Genomic DNA, 16,743 nt, shown 5'->3' with positions numbered 1-16,743 from the left:
GTACCTGCGATGGTCACCGTCGTCGTTGACGGGGTGGTCACCAGCAGTTACAGATACACCACGCTAGAGGACGTAACCGTCCACGGTCCGGGGGTTGTGCCGGGTTCGAGGTACTGCGCTTCTTCGGGGGTCATGGGGTGGTCCCTTCTACTGCGTGTTCTAGGTCATCGACGAGGCTGGCGAAGCACCCGCACGGGCCGTAGACGTTGGGGTAGCCGCACCGCCATGAGTGGATGTTGGTCTCGCCGTGTTCGTCGGCGCCGTTCTCTCGGAGTGCCTGCTCGATGCGCTCGCGTCTGGTCATGGGGTCTCCTTGTCGAGTAGGTCTTTGATCTCAGGGGCAAGGCTTCGGGCCTTGGAGTGGTCGCCCTGCTTTCCGATGTGGATGTACACGCCGCCGATGAACACGATGCGGAACAGCCACTCGGCGGTAGCTGACTGTGCGGCGCGGTTGGCTCGGTTGCGGAGGAACTTCGGCCCGCAGAAGCTCACTCCGCGCCTCCTTCGAGTGCTTCCCGGCAGGCGCGGACGTGCGATCCGGTGGCTACCACCACGGCGGGGAGGACGGCACCTACACCCCAGTGTCCAGCGACGTTGATCGCCTGGCGGGCTGTTCGGGTCACCGTCCCGGGCTTCTCTACCAGCGTGTCCGGGTCGAGGGCTTCGAGTTCGGCGGGCGTGCGGATGATCTGCAGGTCGGGGGCGAGGCAGCCTGCGTCATCCAGAGCAGCAGCTACCTTCGGCGGTGTCATGTGCATCTTCACGTACTCGTCGGCGTAGGTCTCGTTGATGACGAGCGTGGCGCGGGCGATGTTGCTCATTCCTGGTTCCTTTCGGCGTAGTCAGCGGCGGCGAGCATGGCGAGGGCGAGACGCTGCGTTCGTTCCGGTGAGCGGATGGCGGACGCGATGCTGATTTCTCCGTTCTCAAGGAACACTTCGTCGCCGTCGTTCTTCCACACGACCGTGCTCCCGGTGACGAATGTCGGCTCGGGCAGGTCGGGCAGGAGGTGCCCGGCAGCGTCCAGGGCGCGGGCGATGTCGTTGACCGTCGGCTGCTGCCCCATTTGGGTCATCTGGTCATACATGATCTTCGCCACGTCGTTGATGCGGGTCATGGTTCGTACTCCTCGTTGTCGGCGGTGCGCCACCAGTCGTCTGGCTCGGGGACGCAGTACAGGGGCTCCTCGCCGTTGCCGTACACATCGACGTTGCCGCCGATAATGACCTCTCCGTTGCTCCACATCCACCGGCAGTCGTGACCTCGTCCGGGGCGGCTCTCCGGGTCGATAGTGAGAGCAAGGTAGTGGAGGCGTTCGATGTCACCGTTGGTGATGTCGGCCCACTTCTGCTTGGCCTGCATGTCGCGGAGGTCGGCGCGGATGCTGGCGAGTTGCTTGTCGTTGAGGAGAGCGATGTCGGGGCGGTCGGTCATGCCGTCACCTCCGGTTCGTGGATCACGGTCACGGTGAGGTGGCCGGCAACCATGCTCTGTGAGTTTTCTTTGTCCGTCTGCTGGGAGTACATCGCCGGATTCCACTGCGCTCCCTCGTCGACCTGCCAGGCGTCCCCCTGCATGTCGATCACGATGCTTCCCACGGGCAGCTTGTCGAGGTCTTCGGGCCGGTCGATCACGCGGCGCACGTCCGGGACCAGGCGGGAGACGAGGGTGATGGAGCTGTCATCCTCACCGTCGATGCCGTCCTCGTATGCGACGCCCCACGCGTACATGGTGTCCCCGTGCCGAAACCCGATCCCTTGGGCCCCTGACACAGTTACCAGCCACGGCTCGCCCTTCGGCACGTCGGCGGGGTCGGGCAGGGCAACTGTTCGGGATTCCCTAACAGTTCGCCCGCTGGTCAGACTCCCTACCTCGGCGCGGTCGGGCAGGGTGTCACTCGATACAGTGAGGACGTCAGTGTTGTGCACTGAGGGCGTCGCTGTAGTGCACTGACGATTCAGTGAGGCCGTCAGCCGCTCCACCTCAGCGCGGGCCTCGTCGCGCTGCTCGGTGAGGTCGTCGACGATCCCTACCACTTCTTCGTTGTGCTTCTCGACGGCTTCCGCACGATCAGCGAGGGCGTTGAAGTCGTCCCATTCGTCCCAGTGCGCGCCCTCCTCCGGGGTGGACCTGGCCCACTCTCGCAGTTCGTCGGCGAGGGTTGCAGGTGGGGCGGGGACGGTAGCGAGGATCACGCGGGCAGCGTTATAGATGTCGCGCGGCGTACCGATGTAGCCGGGGTTAACCTCCGCCGGGTCTACCTTCTCCGCCCACAGTCGGGCACTACGCCGGTCGTCGTTGGTCATGGGGGTTGCGTCAGTCATCAGAGGTCTCCTTCATCAAGTGGCGTTCCGACGATCACCAAGTCGTGATGGGTGGCTGGGTAGTTCATGGGCACAGTCTCGCAGATACCAACCATCCTGGCAAGTAGTACATCTGTCCCTAGTGTTCGTGTCGCCAGGGCACTAGTCGATCTGGTCGCGCGGCGGCGAGTGTGTCTGCCCATCACGTCCCCCTGTTCGGGGGTCAAGTGACCTGCGGCGGGTGCTCGATCGCGAATCCATGTCCGGGCTGGATTGTAGAGTCCGACCGTGCCGAGCGAGGCCGATCCTTGCGTTCGATCAGTTGTTCGATATACTTCGCTCCAGGCCGCCACAGCCCGCCCATCTGCGACACTGCTGGATCAGCGAAAGGAACCATGACGCCCACTTCCCCTACCCTCACCGCCGACGTTCCCTCCACACACGGACTCACCCTCACGCTCCCCCGTCACCTTGTAGTATCCGTGCTCTCCCACCTGGGAGAATGCGCAGAAATCACCGCCGCCGTCGATGACGCGATGCACGCTGCAAGAAGCGATGACGAGGCCAGCGACCTGGCCGCCCACTACGCCGAGCGGGTCGACGACCTCACCAGTGACGCGGACTACCTGTTCGAGCAGATCGCCCTTCTGGTCGAACACGCGCACGCAAGTGTCGCATATCCGGCCAGCGGCTAGTTGCCGGTCCCGGCTTCCGGCGAGGTCGGATGCGGCCGCGATCGGGCCCAGCGCACGGCCATCGTTACCAGTGCCGACGCCGCGGCTCCTTCGGCTGCCATCACCGCCGCCGTGCCCAGCGCCCACCATGGGCCCACCGGGCCAGCGGCGGCTACACCGAGCCAGCCGGCCGCAACGATCGCCACGGCGACCGGCGACCAGCACAGCGTGCGCCACCCCAGCGCCGCTGCGGTGCCCGGCCCCGCCGGTAGCCGGGCTGCAGCCCACACGACAGCCGCGAGGCCTGCAGCAACGGCCGACAGGGTGGTCAGGTCCAGGAAGATCCCCGCGATGAACTCGCCCATCACCGACACCCCTCCCGCAGTTCCCGTGTCCCCTTGGCTGGTTCGCTGGGCGACCCCGCAGCGGGATGCTTGCTGCGGTGATCCCCGACGTGCTCGGGGTTCTCGCTGGGCGGGCTGGGGGCGCGAACTTCGGTTGTCTCGATCATGGGAAGAAGGCTACACCAACCACACTGGCAAGTAGCCGTAGTTTCCCGTCTGTAGTGTCACCCTGGCGGCAGGGTTGTCCGACGGTACTCCCCAGGGATCGACGGAATCGCTACCGACAGCGCCGCTCGCGTATTTTTACGGCGTTTAGGTACCTGAGTGTGGTTTGGCGGTTTCATCGCCGCAAACGGGCGTACGGCGCGATCTTCTCCGTTCCGCCGCTGCTGGGCCGCGGTGGTGCTCGCCGCGGCTGGCTCGCTGGCCCCGCCGAGGTTGGCGCGGGAGGTCGTCCGCCGCAGGGTCTCCACGGGGATTGGCTCCGACCAAAATGGCTCCTGAACCGGCGCTATGTCCGCAAATTGCCACGATTCGCGGCTGGTTGGCGGCCAGGGTTGGCGGCAGGGTTGGCGCTAGCGTTGGCGGGTGGCGCCAACCCTAAACGTACAGTTCAGAGGGTGTTTTTGGGCTAACGTTGGCGGGTTGGCGGGGTTGGCGGGGGGTGTCGCCCGTTCGCGCCAACCCGCCGCCGCTTCCGGCTTCAAGTGTTCTATATAGTACTAACGAAAGTAATAAGTTATATATATTTTAATAACTAATAGGCTATTTATGCAGGTGAGCTGGTATTTTATAGGGAGAACTGAGCGCGGCGGAGGGTTGGCGCGGAGGGCCCCCTAGCGCCAACCCGCCAACCCGCCAACGTTAGGTGTTTTCGCAGTTCAGAGCGCGTTGGCGGCCGCCAACCCTGGCCGCCAACGCGCCAACGTTAGCCGCCAACTCGGCGGTACCGGACCCCGCCAGTGCCCGCCGGCTCACCCACAACTTGACCACTGTTCAACAGTTCCGTGACAGCCGTGTCGAAGAACCGGCGACGGCCGCGAGACAGGTTCGCCCGCCACTTGCCGCCCGTGACCCCCTCGGCGGGGAGCTTCTCCAGCAGGGCGGCGGCGACCTCGGCGGTAACGTCCGCCGCCGCGTCCCGCGCTTCAAGTCGGGCATTCTCCCGGCGGCGCTCCCCCTCGTCCGCCTCGTCCTGGGCGGCCGTCTCGGCGCCGCGGGTCACCGCCGCCCGCGTACGTAGGTGGTGCTCCATCAGGTGCGCCGACCACTGCCAGAGCGCGCCGGTGACCGTGGTCGAACCGTGCCACAGCGCTGTCAGTGCGGCCATGCGCATACGCACCATCAGCAGGTGCCCGTCGCCAGGGGCGCGGCTCTCCTCCGCCGCGGCGAACTGGTCTTCGGCCAGGGCTTCCCACGAGGCGTCCGGCATCTCCACTTTCGCGTTCACCGGGATCGGTGCAAGCGCGCCCGGGTTGCCGTGGGCGATGCGCTCGATGATGGCACCGGTGCGCAGCCCGCGGAACCACGGGTCGGCCACGCTGCACAGGAACAGCCGCTGGGCCAGGCCCGACGCGGTGGCCTCGCGGCCCACCAGGACCCCGGCACGGGCGGGCTGGATTCCGCCGACCATGTTGAGCAGGTAGGGCCCCGTGGTCTGCCGGCGCTGGTGGGTGCGCGAGCGCTCGCCGATCTGGTCGCCGGACCAGGCGGTCAGCAGCGTGTCGGTCAGGTGCTCGGAGGTGCCCTTGTTGGCCAGCAGCGAGGCGATTTCGTCGACTTGCACGGTGGCCACGGCCGGGTCGCGCATTGCCACGATCTTCTTGCCGGTCGGCTCGCCGGCGTCGTCGGTTTCCATGACGTCTTCGACCAGCATGTCGACCACGGCCTGGCCGGAGGCCACCGAGCCACGCTCGACACCTGATCCGACGTCACCGAGGTTGCCCTGGAAACCGCGGCGGCGCATGCCGGCGTTGCCACGCATCACCACCGACTTTCCGGAGCCGGAATTGGCGGCGACGATCACGTAGGTGGACAACCGCACCAGTTTGCCGTCGGTGACGTAGCCTGTGCCGACGCCGGAGGTCTCGGCGACGCGCACCAGCTCGCCGAGCAGCAGGCCGACCGGGGCGTTGTACAGCGTGCGCGACCGGGCGGTGTGGTAGAGCTCGCGGGTGGCATCGCTGTAGCCGAAGATGCGCTCCAACAGTTCCGGGTCGTTGGGGTGTCCCAGCGGGTAGGCGGTCTCGTCGAACATCGCCGTGGGCTGCTCGTGTCCGGGCTGACCCACCGCCTGCTCGATCCGCCCTGCCTGTGCACCCTGGCCTGCGGCCTGGGTGATCTCCGCCATCCTGGCCTTCAGGTTCAGGCCCGGCACCGCTGCGGTGGGCTTGCTGGGCAGACCCGCAGCCTGGGCGGCCGCCGCGTAGGAGCCGCCGTGGCGCAGCGCAGCGTCGACGTACAGCTTGGACCAGCTGCCGGCCTCCAGGGCTCTGCAGCTGGTGGACCACAGGTGCAGGTACATGCCTCGGGAGCAGTCGTGGGCGGTGGCGGACTTCGCGCTGGAAGCCTCGGGGTGGCGGAACTGCGGGCATCCGCAGCCGGCGTCGGTGCCGGTCTCGGTCCAGCCTGCCGGGGTGAGCAGGTCCGTCCAGTCGTGCTCGTCCTCCCAGGCTTCCAGGGCGGGGTTGGCCTGGGCGGAGGCACGCTCGGCGCGCCGCGTTGCTGCGGCGGTGTTGGCCGCCCTCGCGGCGATGCCCTGTTCGCGCAGCCAGGCGAGCACGCCGCCGGGCAGCGGGTGCACCGCGCCGGTGAGTTGGTAGGCTCCGCCGTCACGCAGGGTGGGCGGCAGGGCGGCCTGCTTCGAGTGCAGGAACAGGTCGAACGTCGGCTCCTGGGCGGCCCGACCGGTGCGCCCGGACGCGTCGACGGCGAGGACGCCAGGTAGCCCGGCGGGGATCGGGTCGGTGTCGGGCAGCACGAACCACCAGTGCCCGCCCCCGTGGTGTGTGCCGTCGGCAGTTCCCGGGGTAGAGACGGTCGGACCGGCATCGGGCAGCCCGCGCTCGCGCAGGAAGGCCTGCAGAGCGTCGACCTCTTCGGGGGTGTCGGCGTCGGCGACGATCATCCGGTTGCCGGCGCGCAGCCCGATGCCAAGTGCCGGTGTGCCGGTCGAGTGCTGCGAGAAAGCGGCATCGAGCCAACCGGACCAGGCTTCGGTGGTGACCGGGGTGCGCTGCCAGTTGGACAGCAGGGCGGGGCGCTTCTCCCCCGGTACCAGGGGGATGACCGGCAGTCCGGCGGCGACCAGCGGGCCGATGTAGTCCGCAGCCGCCTGCCGTGTGGTGGTGAGCGTGTCGGCGTTGCCGGCGGCCAGTAGTGCGGTGACCTGCTCGGCGGCAGGCGCGGACTCGCGTTCAGCGACGCTGTGGTCCTGGTCGGGCTGGTCAGTCATGGGGTACACTCCAGGGTGCAAGTTCGCGGTGGGTTCTCGATCTTGTTGCCCCCGGTCGCATGGCAGTGCGGCCGGGTTCTTCTATGCGCGGGCACGCTTGCGTTCTGCACGCAGCGCGGCCTTGCGTGTGTCGATGTGGCGCTCGGCAGCGGCTATGGCCTCGGCAGCCTCGGCGGGTGTCAGGCTCAGCGCCTCGATGATCCGGCGGGTGGGCCACAGCAACTTGCCCGTGGTTCTCGCCGGTCGTACCGGACTGCCGTCGGGCGCTTGGATGGTCATCGCGGCGCCGTCCTTCGGCTTCAGGGCGCGGGTGGACAGCCCCGTGAGCTCGGAGACGACCTCGGTGCTCAGTGTCTCGGGAAGGTTCGTGGTCATGGTGTCTCCGGGGTTGTTGGGTGAAACTTCGGGAAGTTCGGGGAAGCTGGGTGAATTACCGTTCACTGTACACGTAGATGGTGTGCGACCAGATTCGTCACGGCGTAGTTGGAAGTAATATCGGCTTCGGGTGCAGGTAGGAGCACTGTCTCTCGGCGGCGCCGTATGGCGTACATGTTAAAAGGGTCGTAATGACCAGAATGGTGTAGTACGGTCAGGTCCCCCCATGACACCGGTAGTCCGCCAGTGGTGCGGGCTTACCCTTCGAGGAAAGCGAGACTTCAATCGTGTTCGACCGTTTCAGCAAGAACCGGAGCCAGAAGAACGACACGTCCCCCGCTATTGAAGACGTCACCGAGGGGCCCTCGCTGATCGACTCGTTCGTCGGTGCGCCGGATGACATCGCCGCGCGGTGGGCGTCCAACGAGGACTCCGACGCCCTGACGTTCCCTGCCGGTCTCGTCGTTGACGACGACAACGTCGCCACCGGCGAGACGGTGTACCTCGATCCTGTCGAGGGCGCCGTTGGCGGGGTCGGCCCGCATGGTCTGCTCGACGGTGACGCCGGAACCGGCAAGTCCAGCCTGCTGCGCAACTGGGTCACCGCCCTGGCCGCGACCCACTCCCCGACGCGGGTGCACTTTGTGCTGGCCGACTTCAAAGGTGGATCCACGTTCGACGGGTTCGAGAACCTGCCGCACACCCGCGTGATGTTCAGCAACCTCGACGCCAGCGAAAACCCGGTCGAGTGGGTCCGCGAGCAAGTGGAGAGCCTGATCAGCATCCGCTCCCGCTTGCTGCAGGAGGCCGGCGTTGTCGGCGGCTACCGCGACTACAACGAGAAGGCCCGGAGCCGGGCGGACATGACGCCGATTTCCGACATCTTCCTCGTTGTCGATGAGATCGGCGCCGCCCTCCACACACACCCCGGCCTTAACAAGGTAATCGGCAAGGTGGCCGCCTTGGGCCGCAGCCTGGGTATCCACTTGCTGCTCGCCGGGCAGCACCCCGACCTGGGGGACGCACGCGCGCAGTTCAGTTACGCAGTCTCCCTGCGCGGTACCTCGGGTCGGCCCACCGCGGTGGCATCCGACAAGGTCGCCACGCTTCCGGGGCGCTCGGTGGCGCTGCTGGAGCGCGGCGGCGAGATCACCCAGCTGCGCGGCTTCGATCCTGCACGGTCGAAGGGTCTGCTGGACCAGATCAAGGCAGCCGGGTCCCTCGTTCGGTCGGACTACCGCGACGGCTTGTCGAGCAGTACCCCGGCGGTCTAGTCGCACCGACGCCCCCACCGCGCTCCCCGGGACTGCCCAGCAGCCTCGGGGAGCATTGCTATGATGTACCTATTCTACTGACCAACGTGGTCATTAGTCCGCCACAGCCCATTCCCCGCTTCCCAAAGGAGCCACACCCACCATGTCAGGACAGATTGTCGCCGCGTCCGACGAGTTCGCCCTCGCCCTGAAGGCCGCCAAGGTTACCGCGTTCACCGGCAAAGGTGAGGAGCCGACCCTGAAGTCGGTCCACATCCACTCCGACCGCCGCCCCGGCTCCGAGGGGTCCGGCGAGTCGGACATGCTGGTGTTCACCAGCTACAACGGAATCTCCGTCGGCCAGTACGCCATCGAGGTTTCCGGGTCCCTGACCCACCCGGTCCTGCTGGACCTCAGCGACGCCGCGGGGATCAACAAGATCGTCGTCGACGCCCAGAAGAAGATGCGCAAGGAGGCCGGCAAGCAAGCCGAGCTGCAGGTTCGCCTGTCGCTGGGTAAGTCCGAGGCCGGCTCGGAGACGCTGAAGGTTCAGCCCATCACCGACGGGGCTCCCGGCAAGTACGACGCCCACTACGGCCCGGTGCTCAACGACGAGGTCGAGTCCTACCCGATCGACGACGCGATGATCTGGCTGTCCGGTGTTCCCGAGTCTGCGGTCAGGAACAACAACGGTCAGGAACTCCCCCAGGGCGCCGCGCTGGTCGTCTCCGCTGAGCAGTCGAAGGTCATGAACGGAATCCAGTCGACGTTCAAGGACGACAACGTGTTCTGCTACCCGCTGGGCCACGACGCCAACCGCCGCATCCTGACCTGCAACAACTGGCGTGGATCGGTGCCGGGCGCGCAGTACGACATAGACTCTGACCTGGACACCCCGGAGATCGACGTGCTCGTACCGCCGACCTCCGAGGTGGACCCGACCTCCGGAGACCTGGTCGAGAAGCGCACCGGTGACTCCACCCTCGCCGCGTCCACCGCCCACATCGAGATCCTGGCCTAGTGCCGGCGACGAACATGCGCATCCCCGCACGGTCCAACCCCCGTCGCGCCAACGCCGCCGTGTTCACCGCAGCCGGGCGCTTTGCCGTGTCCCGTCCTGCAACGCGACCGCAGTGCCCGGCCCACCACGGCGGAGCCCGGCCCATGCGCAGGCTTCGTGCGTTCACCCGCCGCTGGTGAGGTGACCCCTGTGGTCTTCGTCGTTGGAATCGACCTGTCGCTGACCTCCACCGGTGTCGCCGCGCTCGACGTCGAGCGCGGCGAGGTGTTCACCCGCGCGGTCACCAGCACGGGGACACGGAAAGATCCGCTTCAGGACCACGCCGCGCGCGCCTGGGACCTCGCTGCACGCATCATCGAGCTGGTCGACCGTTGCCAGCCCGCCCTGGTGGTCATCGAGTCGGCCTACTTCAACACCGGGAGCACCGACAGTTCGGCCCACCGCCGTGCCGGTGTGTGGTGGATGGTGGTCGCGACGCTGGCGCGGCGCTACCCGGTCGCCGAGGTTGCCCCGGCGGCGCTGAAGAAGTTCGTCACCGGCAAAGGCACCGCGTCGAAGTCGTCGATGAAGATGGCGATCGCTGCGGCGTTCGGTGCCGACGTGCTCACCGGCCAGGGGGCCCGCGAGTCCTCTGCCGACGACCTGGCGGACGCCGCGGGTCTGGCCGCGATGGGAAGTTACGCCGCAGGCCGCCCGTGCATGCCGCGAACGGCGCAGCGCAATGCCACAATAGGAGCAGTAGCCTGGCCGGTCGTTAGTAGCCGGCTTGCCCCAGATACGTACAGCACAGCAGACATCCCCGCTGATGGGGTGGACACGACAGGAGAGCGCCATGGCTGAAACCGTGTACGACGAGATCCGCAAGATCACCGCCCGCGCCCGGGCCAGCGAGACGATCGACGCCTACGCCTGGGCGATGGCGGTGGGGGTGGGTGCCGACGACCCGGATCCGGATCGAGCCGGCATCGTGGTGATCTGCCACCGACGCAAGCTGTTCTCGCTGTCGATCAGCCCCGGGTACGCCGATCCTGACCAGATTCCCCTGAGCAACACGGGAACTCTGGTCAACGGCGCGATCATGGCGGCATTCGACCTGTGGGAAAAGGAGTTCTACCGCCTACGTGACCACGCCCGATCGGTCGTCGACTCCCTTGGCGACGCCGAGGGCCACGCTGCACTGCGCGATGAGATCGAGCGGCTGCACCCGATCCGAGGAACCGAACTGGCCGAATAGATCGCCGCTGGTTGTACTAGACGAAAACCACGCTGGACGTGTCGTCTAGCGTGGTTTTTGCATGCCACCTCCCAGTAGGGTGGACCTGTACCAGTAGCAGATGTACAACCCACTCGTAGAGGAGATGGTCGCCCGTGCCCGGTCTGGACGACGCCCTGAACGCCGCAACTGCCGCCACGCAGGTCACCGGCGTGGAAGATTATGCAGTGGACCCCACCACGATCCTGGTTAGCTCGGAACTCGCCGACGCTGTCGCCGCGCTGGAGGGTATCCGCCTACCGACCCTGGAGCCGGGCACCATCGACGGCGACGAGGAGCACATCGTGGCCCTGCAGCGCGCTGTGGAGGCCGTCAACGCCGACGGGGAGACCATTCGATCGGCAGTCAACGACTTCGCCCTGCCCGGACTGCAAGCAGCGGCTGCCGAGCAGCAGGCCGCAGCAGCTGCGGCCTCATCCCCGACCGCGGCTCTGGCGGCCGGTGTCGCGGGTGACCAGTCCAGCGAGGTGCTGCTGAGCACCGCCGCACAGATGCTCGGGGACATCACCTCCGACAGCCCGCTCGGCGAGGGTGAGGACTACGAGTCCACTGAGCGCTCCGAGGCGCTGGACGCCGAGGAGGACACGGACGCAGCGTCCGCCGGCGAGAGATCCGTCGAGGATTCTGCCGCCGACGTCGCCACTTCCGTGTCATCGGCCAGTGCCCCCACCCTGCCTGCGGCGATGACTCCCGCGATGTCGGGCATGGCCCCCAACCCGGCCGGGATTCTGGGCAGCCTCGCCAGCTCCGGGATGGGTCAGGCTGTCGGCATGTCCGGTATGCCGGGGTCGGTGGTCTCGGGGTTGGGCGCGACCCCGGCGTCCACCTCGACGCAGACGTCGTCGGCCGGCAACAGCGGCGGCATCTCGCGATCCGAGCTGCGCTCGATGGTCGAGGAGGCCAAGCAGCGCATGGGCGCCCGCAGCGGTGGGAGCTCGTCGACGTCGGCGTCGAGTTCCCCGTCGCCGTCGAGTACTTTTAGCCCGTCGAGCTCCTCGCCCACACCGTCGTCGACGCCGACGACCACCTCGCACGCCCCGCAGCAGTCGTCGGGTTCCGGGGCAGGTTCCGGGTCGGCCGCCAAGGCCGAGGCGCCGGCGGGTCCGGCGACCGGGCGCACGGTGTCGGGCGGGTCGGTCGACCAGTCGTCGGCGACCAGCCGCACAGCGGCGACGTCGCTGTCGCACGCCACGGGCGGATCCTCCGGTGCCAGTGCCGGAGGTGCTGCGACCGGCCGCGGTGGGATGGGCGGCATGGGAATGATGCCGCCGATGGGTGGCATGGGCGCCGGTGGCGGTGGATCGTCGTCCGGGTCGAAGTCGAAGAGCGGGCTGGATCAGATCGCAACCCAGAATCCGCTGCTCACCGGTGAGTGGCTCCGGCAGGGAACAGTCCCCACCATCTCTGCCGAGGGTTCCACGGGAAACAGGGACGTGACGGTTACCCCGGTGCCCAGGCAGCCTGCCCCCGCTTCCGGTGGGATGGTCGACCTGTCGGCCATGGAACGGTGGGTGAAGTAGATGCCCACCGCCGCCCACGTGCCCGTCCACCGCCGACGCCGGATCTGCGAGGCTGCGCACGCGTCGTCGGTGGCCCTGGCTGCCGTGCAACTGGCTGCCGGCGAGGTGAACATGAACTACTCGCGCCTGTTCGCCACGCTCGGGGTGCCGGTATCCCTGCCCGGCTTCGAGCTGCGGTGGGACTACAGCACCTACCTGTCCCCCATCCTGCGTACGGCAGGGCCCCGGGCCGCCGCCCTGGTGAGCCAGCGCTTCCACATGGGTCTGACGAGTTCACCAACCCTGGCGGCAGGGTTCCTGCCCCGGTTCACCGCGGAGCTGGCCACCCGAACGTCGTCCGATGACACTGCCGAACACAACCACCCCACCACGTAACGGAGAGATGACCAATGGCTGACTTTGACCTGACCCCTGGACGGGTCTACAACATCCGCGAGCAGGTCGCGGCAGACGGATCCTCCTCCGGCGTCGCCGTGATGGACGGCGACGAGCAGGTGGCCACCCTGCCGACCGGCGCTTTCGGCGGAGAGATCCACGACGACGGCGAGGCCGGGGTCGGCACCGTGCTCACCGACAGCGGCGGCGAGTGGACTGCCTACAAGACCGAGGGCGGCGAGGCGACGGACATCCTCGACACCGTCGACGTGAGCGGTGCCGCCACCTACGAGCCGCCCGCGGCAGGCAGTGAGAGCCCCGAGGACGTCGAGGTGACCACGTCTTCCGACAGTGCGGGGGCCACATCCGATGCCGCCGACGGAGAGCGCGTGGAGGTCGACGGGTATGCCGCAGACGAAGCGGCAGACGCGGGTGCGGATGACGACACCGGAGTCACTCCAGGCGACGATGAGCTGAGCGACAAGGTCTCCGCCACCATCGAGGACGGCGGTACCGCCGTCTACAACGCTGACCGCGGCGGTTGGGTTCTCCGGGACTCCGGCGGCCAGGAGACCGAACTGGTCGAGGCGGCGGCACCTCCGTACACCGAAACGCCCACGTCTTCGTCGACCGAGGGGGACACGGAAACCTCCAGCGCCACCACGGGCAAGCCCACCGGCGAGGAGGAGCCCCAGAACCTCGCGCCCACGCGCAGCGCGTCGATCGGCGAGGACGCCGACAACGACGGGTGGGTGGACGACAAGGAGCGCCTGGAGCCGGGCAGCCTCGACCTACCCAACCTGGTTTCGGGCCGCGACGTGGAAAAGGCGCTGGAGAACTACTCCCCCGACGCTCCGGGGACCGGGCTGAAGGCCGCCGGCGATGGTCGCTTCCTGCCGACCATCGCCGGTGACGGTGATGCCAACACGCAGATCTCCGGCTACGAGGACGCCTACCTCGGATCCCACAACGACGCGCTCATCAATGCCCCCGAGGGGTCTTTCCTCAACGGTCTGTTGCTGCACAACCTCAGCGGTACCGAAACCGCAGTCAAGGATCTGTCGGAGACGATGTCCACCCTGGAGGAGGGGGCACGCTCGATCTACGCCAAGGGGGTCGGGGACCCGACAATGGACGCACGTATGGCCGAGATCTCCGACACGCTGACCGGCCTGACCGAGATCGCAGATGCGGTCACGGCGATGGGTCAGGGCGCGGCGCGCGCAGGTGACGGCTACAACTCGATCACCAAGTCCATGGCCCAGGCGACCCAGGACGCCTACCAGCAGATCTACACCTACGCCGATGCTCACGACGGCTGGGAGCAGTCTGGAATCGGCAGCGAGCCGCGCCCGGAGTTCGACTTCATCACCGACGAGCTGGATGCCGCCGTCGGCGAGGTTGGCACCGCCCTGGAGTCCACTGTGCAGACCGAGGTGGGCGCTGCGTCTGAAGTCCTGTTGGCAGGGACGGACGCGAGCTACTCGGACGGGTCACGCAACGAGGGAGGATCCACCCCGGCTTCTTCCGGATCGTCTGCTGGCGGGCCGCTTGGGTCAGCAGCCGGCGGCGGATACGTAGGTAGTTCGGGTGGTCTGATCCGCCCTGCCACCTCCGACTCCAGCAGCAGTGGCAGCAGCGGCCCCAACCGCGACGCCGCCGAGAAGTTGGCCGATCTGCTCACCTCCGGCAACGGCGCGCAGGCCGGCGGCCAGCCGATCCAGCAGGGCGCGCAGATGCCCACGATCGGTCAGATGCCGCAGATGCCCGGTATGGACCAGCTGGGCCAGCAGCAGATGGGTGCGGACCCCTCCGCCTACCAGACCATGCCTACCGACAGTGTGGGCATGACGGTGACCGACGACCCCTACGAATCACTGCTGAATCCCGCTACGCACCTGACCCGCGGTTTCGAGGCAGGAGACATGAGCCAGATCCGCGAGGGTGCGGCTACCGGCCGCGACGCCGCGACGATCAGGCCCTACACCGCCGAGGCCCGTAGCGCAGACGGTCTGCTCACCTCCCCGCCGGCCTCCGGGCCGGGCGCGGCCGCCCCGCGGCCCACGGCCCTGGGGGCGGACATGAAGCCTTTGGACAAGGACGGCGACGGCAAGGTCGACGATGACGCTGTGCCTGCCACCGCAGAGAACGTGCTGGACGGGAACGGAGAGCCGAAGGAGGTTCCCACCGCCGTGATGATCGACGGGGAGCCGCACAAGGTCACGATGGATGACCCCCGGCTGCTCGAAATGATGAACATCGTCGGCGCCGAGGGTGAGGATGGATCGTCGATCGAGATCCTGGACGCTGCCGCCGAGGCCGGAATCGAGCTGGAGAGCTACGGCGAGATGCTGGAGGACCCCACGGAGGCGAAGGCCGGCGACGTGGTGATTAGCTCCAAGGGCAGCGGCTTCTACCTCGGCGACGGCTCCGTACTTTTGGAGAGCGGCGAGGTCGTGCCCTTGGGTGACGTACTGGAGCTGCGGCCGCCGCAGTCAGGCATCTTCCGCCTGGAGCTGCCGGAGCTGCCCGACGAGGTGGACACCGGCGATGGTGAAGACGCTGCCGACGGCGGTGAAGGTGACGGCGCTGATGCTGATGCTGACGAGGCTGCGGCTGACGAGGTTGCGGTTGAGCCCACCGACGGTGGTACCGAGCCACCGGCGACGGAGGACCCCGAGCCCGCTGCCGGCGAGCCGGTGGAGGCTGCCGAGGGCGGCGCGGCACCGGGGGAGCCCGAGCCGGAGCCCGAGCCGGAGCCCGAGGCTCCGGTGTACGACGGCGCGGGTGAGATGCCGCAGCCGAGCATCGCCGCAGAGTTCGAGGATCTCGACGGTGACGGGATCCCCGACGACAACAACGCGAATGGCATCCCGGACGTCGAAGAGCCGCTGCCGGGCACCGAGACCGAGGAGGCTGCCCCGGTGGAGCCGGAGCCGGAGGCACCGGCCCCGGTGGAGGGCGCGGCTGAGGCTGCGACCGAGGACGAGCCGGACGACGCTGCCGAGGATGACGTCGCCGAGCCGATCTTCGAGGGGTCGGCGAGCCTGCGGGCGAACATCGACGGTGAGGGTGCCCACGCTTCCGGCGAAGCGGAGGCGACGATCCGCGACGTGCCGTTCGAGGGCCGGGCGCTGGGCTAGGCCGAACGCGTATAGCCACACTGGCCGGTTTACCACTATTGCAGCCGGTAAATCCGCCATTTTGGTGTCTTTGGGCTGTTACATGCTCCCGGTTGGCCAGTAACGTCAGTGGGTGACTGATATGCGGAAACCGACAGGCACCACGATGGACGGAGAGGGCGGTACAGAGATGACAGGCAGCGCCGACACAGTCGTCGAAAACTCCACCCAGGAAACCGACGATCCGACAACTGCAGCGCTCCTCGGAGGAGAGGACTTCGCCGTCATCGACGGCGGTTACTCCATGTCCGCAGGAGGCGCGCTGCGCACCGCCGGAGTCATCGGTGGCGGCACCGCGGCCTACGGCATGCTGAGCAAGAACAAGGTGCCGATCGAGGGGTTCCTGGACAACCAGAACGCAAAGTACACCGACAGCATCTCCGACCGGTTCGAACAGGGCTATGACGCCTCCGAGCAGCGGATGGACGACGCCCTGGATCCGGAGAAGTCGCGGTCGGCCGAGACCAAGCGCGGCGAGCAGCGCACGGTCGACAAGCTGCAGGAGGACCCGGTCGAGGCGTCGGAGAAGAAGGCCGACAAGAAGGCCGACAAGGCGCGAAAGGATGCGCTGAAGGACGGACAGAGCAACAAGAAGGCGAACAAGGCCGCCGACGCCGCCCGGGACAAGGTCACCCGTAAGGCCGAGAAGCAGTCACTGAAGAAGGGCGCCGAGCAGACCGCAAAGAAGGTCGGGCAGCGCGCGACCGTCGAGGGGGCGAAGAAGGCCGCCGCGTTCGGGGCCAAGAAGATCGGATCCCGTGCAGCCGCCATGGCCATGGCAGCCTTGGTTCCTGGACCAGGCTGGGCCCTGGCTGTCGGCATCGGCGTAACAGTCGGTATCGAGCTGCTTACCGGACCGCTGGGCAAGTGGGTGGGCGGGCTGTTCAACGCGTCTGGCCCATCGACTGATTCCCCGCCGTCCGGCGGGAACACCTGGCTGCCGTCCGTCAGCGAAGAAGAGGAGTAGAT

General features: G+C 67.5%; 18 protein-coding genes. 9 read left to right on the top strand and 9 right to left on the bottom strand.

Going from position 1 to position 16,743, the window contains the following annotated elements:
* Window positions 1–130 precede the first annotated feature (130 nt).
* The 6 genes from ACT3UN_RS14625 to ACT3UN_RS14600 are packed head-to-tail and all read right to left on the bottom strand — an operon-like array spanning window position 131 to window position 2,324.
* Complete coding sequence (locus ACT3UN_RS14625; protein ID WP_444657426.1) at window positions 131–304, bottom strand: hypothetical protein; 174 nt, start codon at window positions 302–304, stop codon at window positions 131–133.
* Window positions 301–492: a hypothetical protein gene (locus ACT3UN_RS14620; RefSeq protein WP_444657425.1), complete on the bottom strand. Its 192-nt coding sequence runs from the start codon at window positions 490–492 to the stop codon at window positions 301–303. Before ACT3UN_RS14620 ends, ACT3UN_RS14625 begins: the two co-directional genes overlap by 4 nt.
* Window positions 489–821: a hypothetical protein gene (locus ACT3UN_RS14615; protein ID WP_444657424.1), complete on the bottom strand. Its 333-nt coding sequence runs from the start codon at window positions 819–821 to the stop codon at window positions 489–491. The genes ACT3UN_RS14620 and ACT3UN_RS14615 overlap by 4 nt, the downstream gene beginning before the upstream one ends.
* Window positions 818–1,117: a hypothetical protein gene (locus ACT3UN_RS14610; protein WP_444657423.1), complete on the bottom strand. Its 300-nt coding sequence runs from the start codon at window positions 1,115–1,117 to the stop codon at window positions 818–820. The genes ACT3UN_RS14615 and ACT3UN_RS14610 overlap by 4 nt, the downstream gene beginning before the upstream one ends.
* The gene (locus ACT3UN_RS14605; RefSeq protein WP_444657422.1) at window positions 1,114–1,434 is read right to left on the bottom strand and encodes a hypothetical protein; all 321 of its coding nucleotides are present in this window, start codon (window positions 1,432–1,434) and stop codon (window positions 1,114–1,116) included. The genes ACT3UN_RS14610 and ACT3UN_RS14605 overlap by 4 nt, the downstream gene beginning before the upstream one ends.
* Window positions 1,431–2,324 carry a hypothetical protein gene (locus ACT3UN_RS14600; protein ID WP_444657421.1) on the bottom strand — a complete coding sequence of 298 codons (894 nt, stop codon included), beginning with the start codon at window positions 2,322–2,324 and terminating at the stop codon, window positions 1,431–1,433. The genes ACT3UN_RS14605 and ACT3UN_RS14600 overlap by 4 nt, the downstream gene beginning before the upstream one ends.
* Window positions 2,325–2,698: 374 nt before the next feature.
* Here ACT3UN_RS14600 and ACT3UN_RS14595 point away from each other — a divergent pair, with 374 nt between their 5' ends.
* Window positions 2,699–2,998 carry a hypothetical protein gene (locus tag ACT3UN_RS14595; protein ID WP_444657420.1) on the top strand — a complete coding sequence of 100 codons (300 nt, stop codon included), beginning with the start codon at window positions 2,699–2,701 and terminating at the stop codon, window positions 2,996–2,998.
* On the opposite strand, the gene ACT3UN_RS14590 is transcribed toward ACT3UN_RS14595, so the two are convergent.
* The 3 genes from ACT3UN_RS14590 to ACT3UN_RS14580 form a co-directional block, all read right to left on the bottom strand.
* Complete coding sequence (locus ACT3UN_RS14590) at window positions 2,995–3,342, bottom strand: hypothetical protein (RefSeq protein ID WP_444657419.1); 348 nt, start codon at window positions 3,340–3,342, stop codon at window positions 2,995–2,997. The two genes, ACT3UN_RS14595 and ACT3UN_RS14590, sit on opposite strands and share 4 nt — an antisense overlap.
* Before the next feature lie 907 nt (window positions 3,343–4,249).
* The gene (locus tag ACT3UN_RS14585; protein WP_444657418.1) at window positions 4,250–6,775 is read right to left on the bottom strand and encodes a bifunctional DNA primase/polymerase; all 2,526 of its coding nucleotides are present in this window, start codon (window positions 6,773–6,775) and stop codon (window positions 4,250–4,252) included.
* Between the two features lie 81 nt (window positions 6,776–6,856).
* Window positions 6,857–7,150, bottom strand: coding sequence for a hypothetical protein (locus ACT3UN_RS14580; protein WP_444657417.1), 294 nt, complete (start codon window positions 7,148–7,150; stop codon window positions 6,857–6,859).
* A 287-nt stretch (window positions 7,151–7,437) separates the two neighbouring features.
* Between ACT3UN_RS14580 and ACT3UN_RS14575 the strand changes: the two genes are divergently transcribed.
* From ACT3UN_RS14575 to ACT3UN_RS14540, 8 genes are all read left to right on the top strand, one after another.
* The gene (locus tag ACT3UN_RS14575) at window positions 7,438–8,424 is read left to right on the top strand and encodes an FtsK/SpoIIIE domain-containing protein (protein WP_444657416.1); all 987 of its coding nucleotides are present in this window, start codon (window positions 7,438–7,440) and stop codon (window positions 8,422–8,424) included.
* A gap of 142 nt (window positions 8,425–8,566) precedes the next feature.
* The gene (locus tag ACT3UN_RS14570; RefSeq protein ID WP_444657415.1) at window positions 8,567–9,424 is read left to right on the top strand and encodes a hypothetical protein; all 858 of its coding nucleotides are present in this window, start codon (window positions 8,567–8,569) and stop codon (window positions 9,422–9,424) included.
* Between the two features lie 189 nt (window positions 9,425–9,613).
* The gene (locus ACT3UN_RS14565; protein ID WP_444657414.1) at window positions 9,614–10,264 is read left to right on the top strand and encodes a crossover junction endodeoxyribonuclease RuvC; all 651 of its coding nucleotides are present in this window, start codon (window positions 9,614–9,616) and stop codon (window positions 10,262–10,264) included.
* Entirely contained in the window at window positions 10,257–10,658 is a 402-nt protein-coding gene (locus ACT3UN_RS14560; RefSeq protein ID WP_444657413.1) for a hypothetical protein, read from the top strand. The genes ACT3UN_RS14565 and ACT3UN_RS14560 overlap by 8 nt, the downstream gene beginning before the upstream one ends.
* 134 nt (window positions 10,659–10,792) lie before the next feature.
* Window positions 10,793–12,217, top strand: coding sequence for a hypothetical protein (locus tag ACT3UN_RS14555; protein WP_444657412.1), 1,425 nt, complete (start codon window positions 10,793–10,795; stop codon window positions 12,215–12,217).
* Window positions 12,218–12,592, top strand: coding sequence for a hypothetical protein (locus tag ACT3UN_RS14550; RefSeq protein WP_444657411.1), 375 nt, complete (start codon window positions 12,218–12,220; stop codon window positions 12,590–12,592).
* A gap of 14 nt (window positions 12,593–12,606) precedes the next feature.
* Window positions 12,607–15,735, top strand: a complete 3,129-nt coding sequence (locus ACT3UN_RS14545) for a hypothetical protein (RefSeq protein WP_444657410.1) — start codon at window positions 12,607–12,609, stop codon at window positions 15,733–15,735.
* A 169-nt stretch (window positions 15,736–15,904) separates the two neighbouring features.
* Window positions 15,905–16,741: a hypothetical protein gene (locus tag ACT3UN_RS14540; protein ID WP_444657409.1), complete on the top strand. Its 837-nt coding sequence runs from the start codon at window positions 15,905–15,907 to the stop codon at window positions 16,739–16,741.
* Window positions 16,742–16,743 lie beyond the last annotated feature (2 nt).

This window comes from Corynebacterium sp. AOP12-C2-36, assembly GCF_052379185.1.
Taxonomy (GTDB): domain Bacteria; phylum Actinomycetota; class Actinomycetes; order Mycobacteriales; family Mycobacteriaceae; genus Corynebacterium.
This window is presented reverse-complemented; position numbering and strand designations above follow the sequence as displayed.

Coding starts and splice junctions, on each gene's coding strand:
- ACT3UN_RS14615 (WP_444657424.1), bottom strand. CDS start 821: ATGAGCAACATCGCCCGCGCCACGCTCGTCATCAACGAGACCTACGCC.
- ACT3UN_RS14585 (WP_444657418.1), bottom strand. CDS start 6,775: ATGACTGACCAGCCCGACCAGGACCACAGCGTCGCTGAACGCGAGTCC.
- ACT3UN_RS14540 (WP_444657409.1), top strand. CDS start 15,905: ATGACAGGCAGCGCCGACACAGTCGTCGAAAACTCCACCCAGGAAACC.
- ACT3UN_RS14590 (WP_444657419.1), bottom strand. CDS start 3,342: ATGGGCGAGTTCATCGCGGGGATCTTCCTGGACCTGACCACCCTGTCG.
- ACT3UN_RS14560 (WP_444657413.1), top strand. CDS start 10,257: ATGGCTGAAACCGTGTACGACGAGATCCGCAAGATCACCGCCCGCGCC.
- ACT3UN_RS14580 (WP_444657417.1), bottom strand. CDS start 7,150: ATGACCACGAACCTTCCCGAGACACTGAGCACCGAGGTCGTCTCCGAG.
- ACT3UN_RS14545 (WP_444657410.1), top strand. CDS start 12,607: ATGGCTGACTTTGACCTGACCCCTGGACGGGTCTACAACATCCGCGAG.
- ACT3UN_RS14610 (WP_444657423.1), bottom strand. CDS start 1,117: ATGACCCGCATCAACGACGTGGCGAAGATCATGTATGACCAGATGACC.
- ACT3UN_RS14550 (WP_444657411.1), top strand. CDS start 12,218: ATGCCCACCGCCGCCCACGTGCCCGTCCACCGCCGACGCCGGATCTGC.
- ACT3UN_RS14625 (WP_444657426.1), bottom strand. CDS start 304: ATGACCAGACGCGAGCGCATCGAGCAGGCACTCCGAGAGAACGGCGCC.
- ACT3UN_RS14570 (WP_444657415.1), top strand. CDS start 8,567: ATGTCAGGACAGATTGTCGCCGCGTCCGACGAGTTCGCCCTCGCCCTG.
- ACT3UN_RS14595 (WP_444657420.1), top strand. CDS start 2,699: ATGACGCCCACTTCCCCTACCCTCACCGCCGACGTTCCCTCCACACAC.
- ACT3UN_RS14600 (WP_444657421.1), bottom strand. CDS start 2,324: ATGACTGACGCAACCCCCATGACCAACGACGACCGGCGTAGTGCCCGA.
- ACT3UN_RS14605 (WP_444657422.1), bottom strand. CDS start 1,434: ATGACCGACCGCCCCGACATCGCTCTCCTCAACGACAAGCAACTCGCC.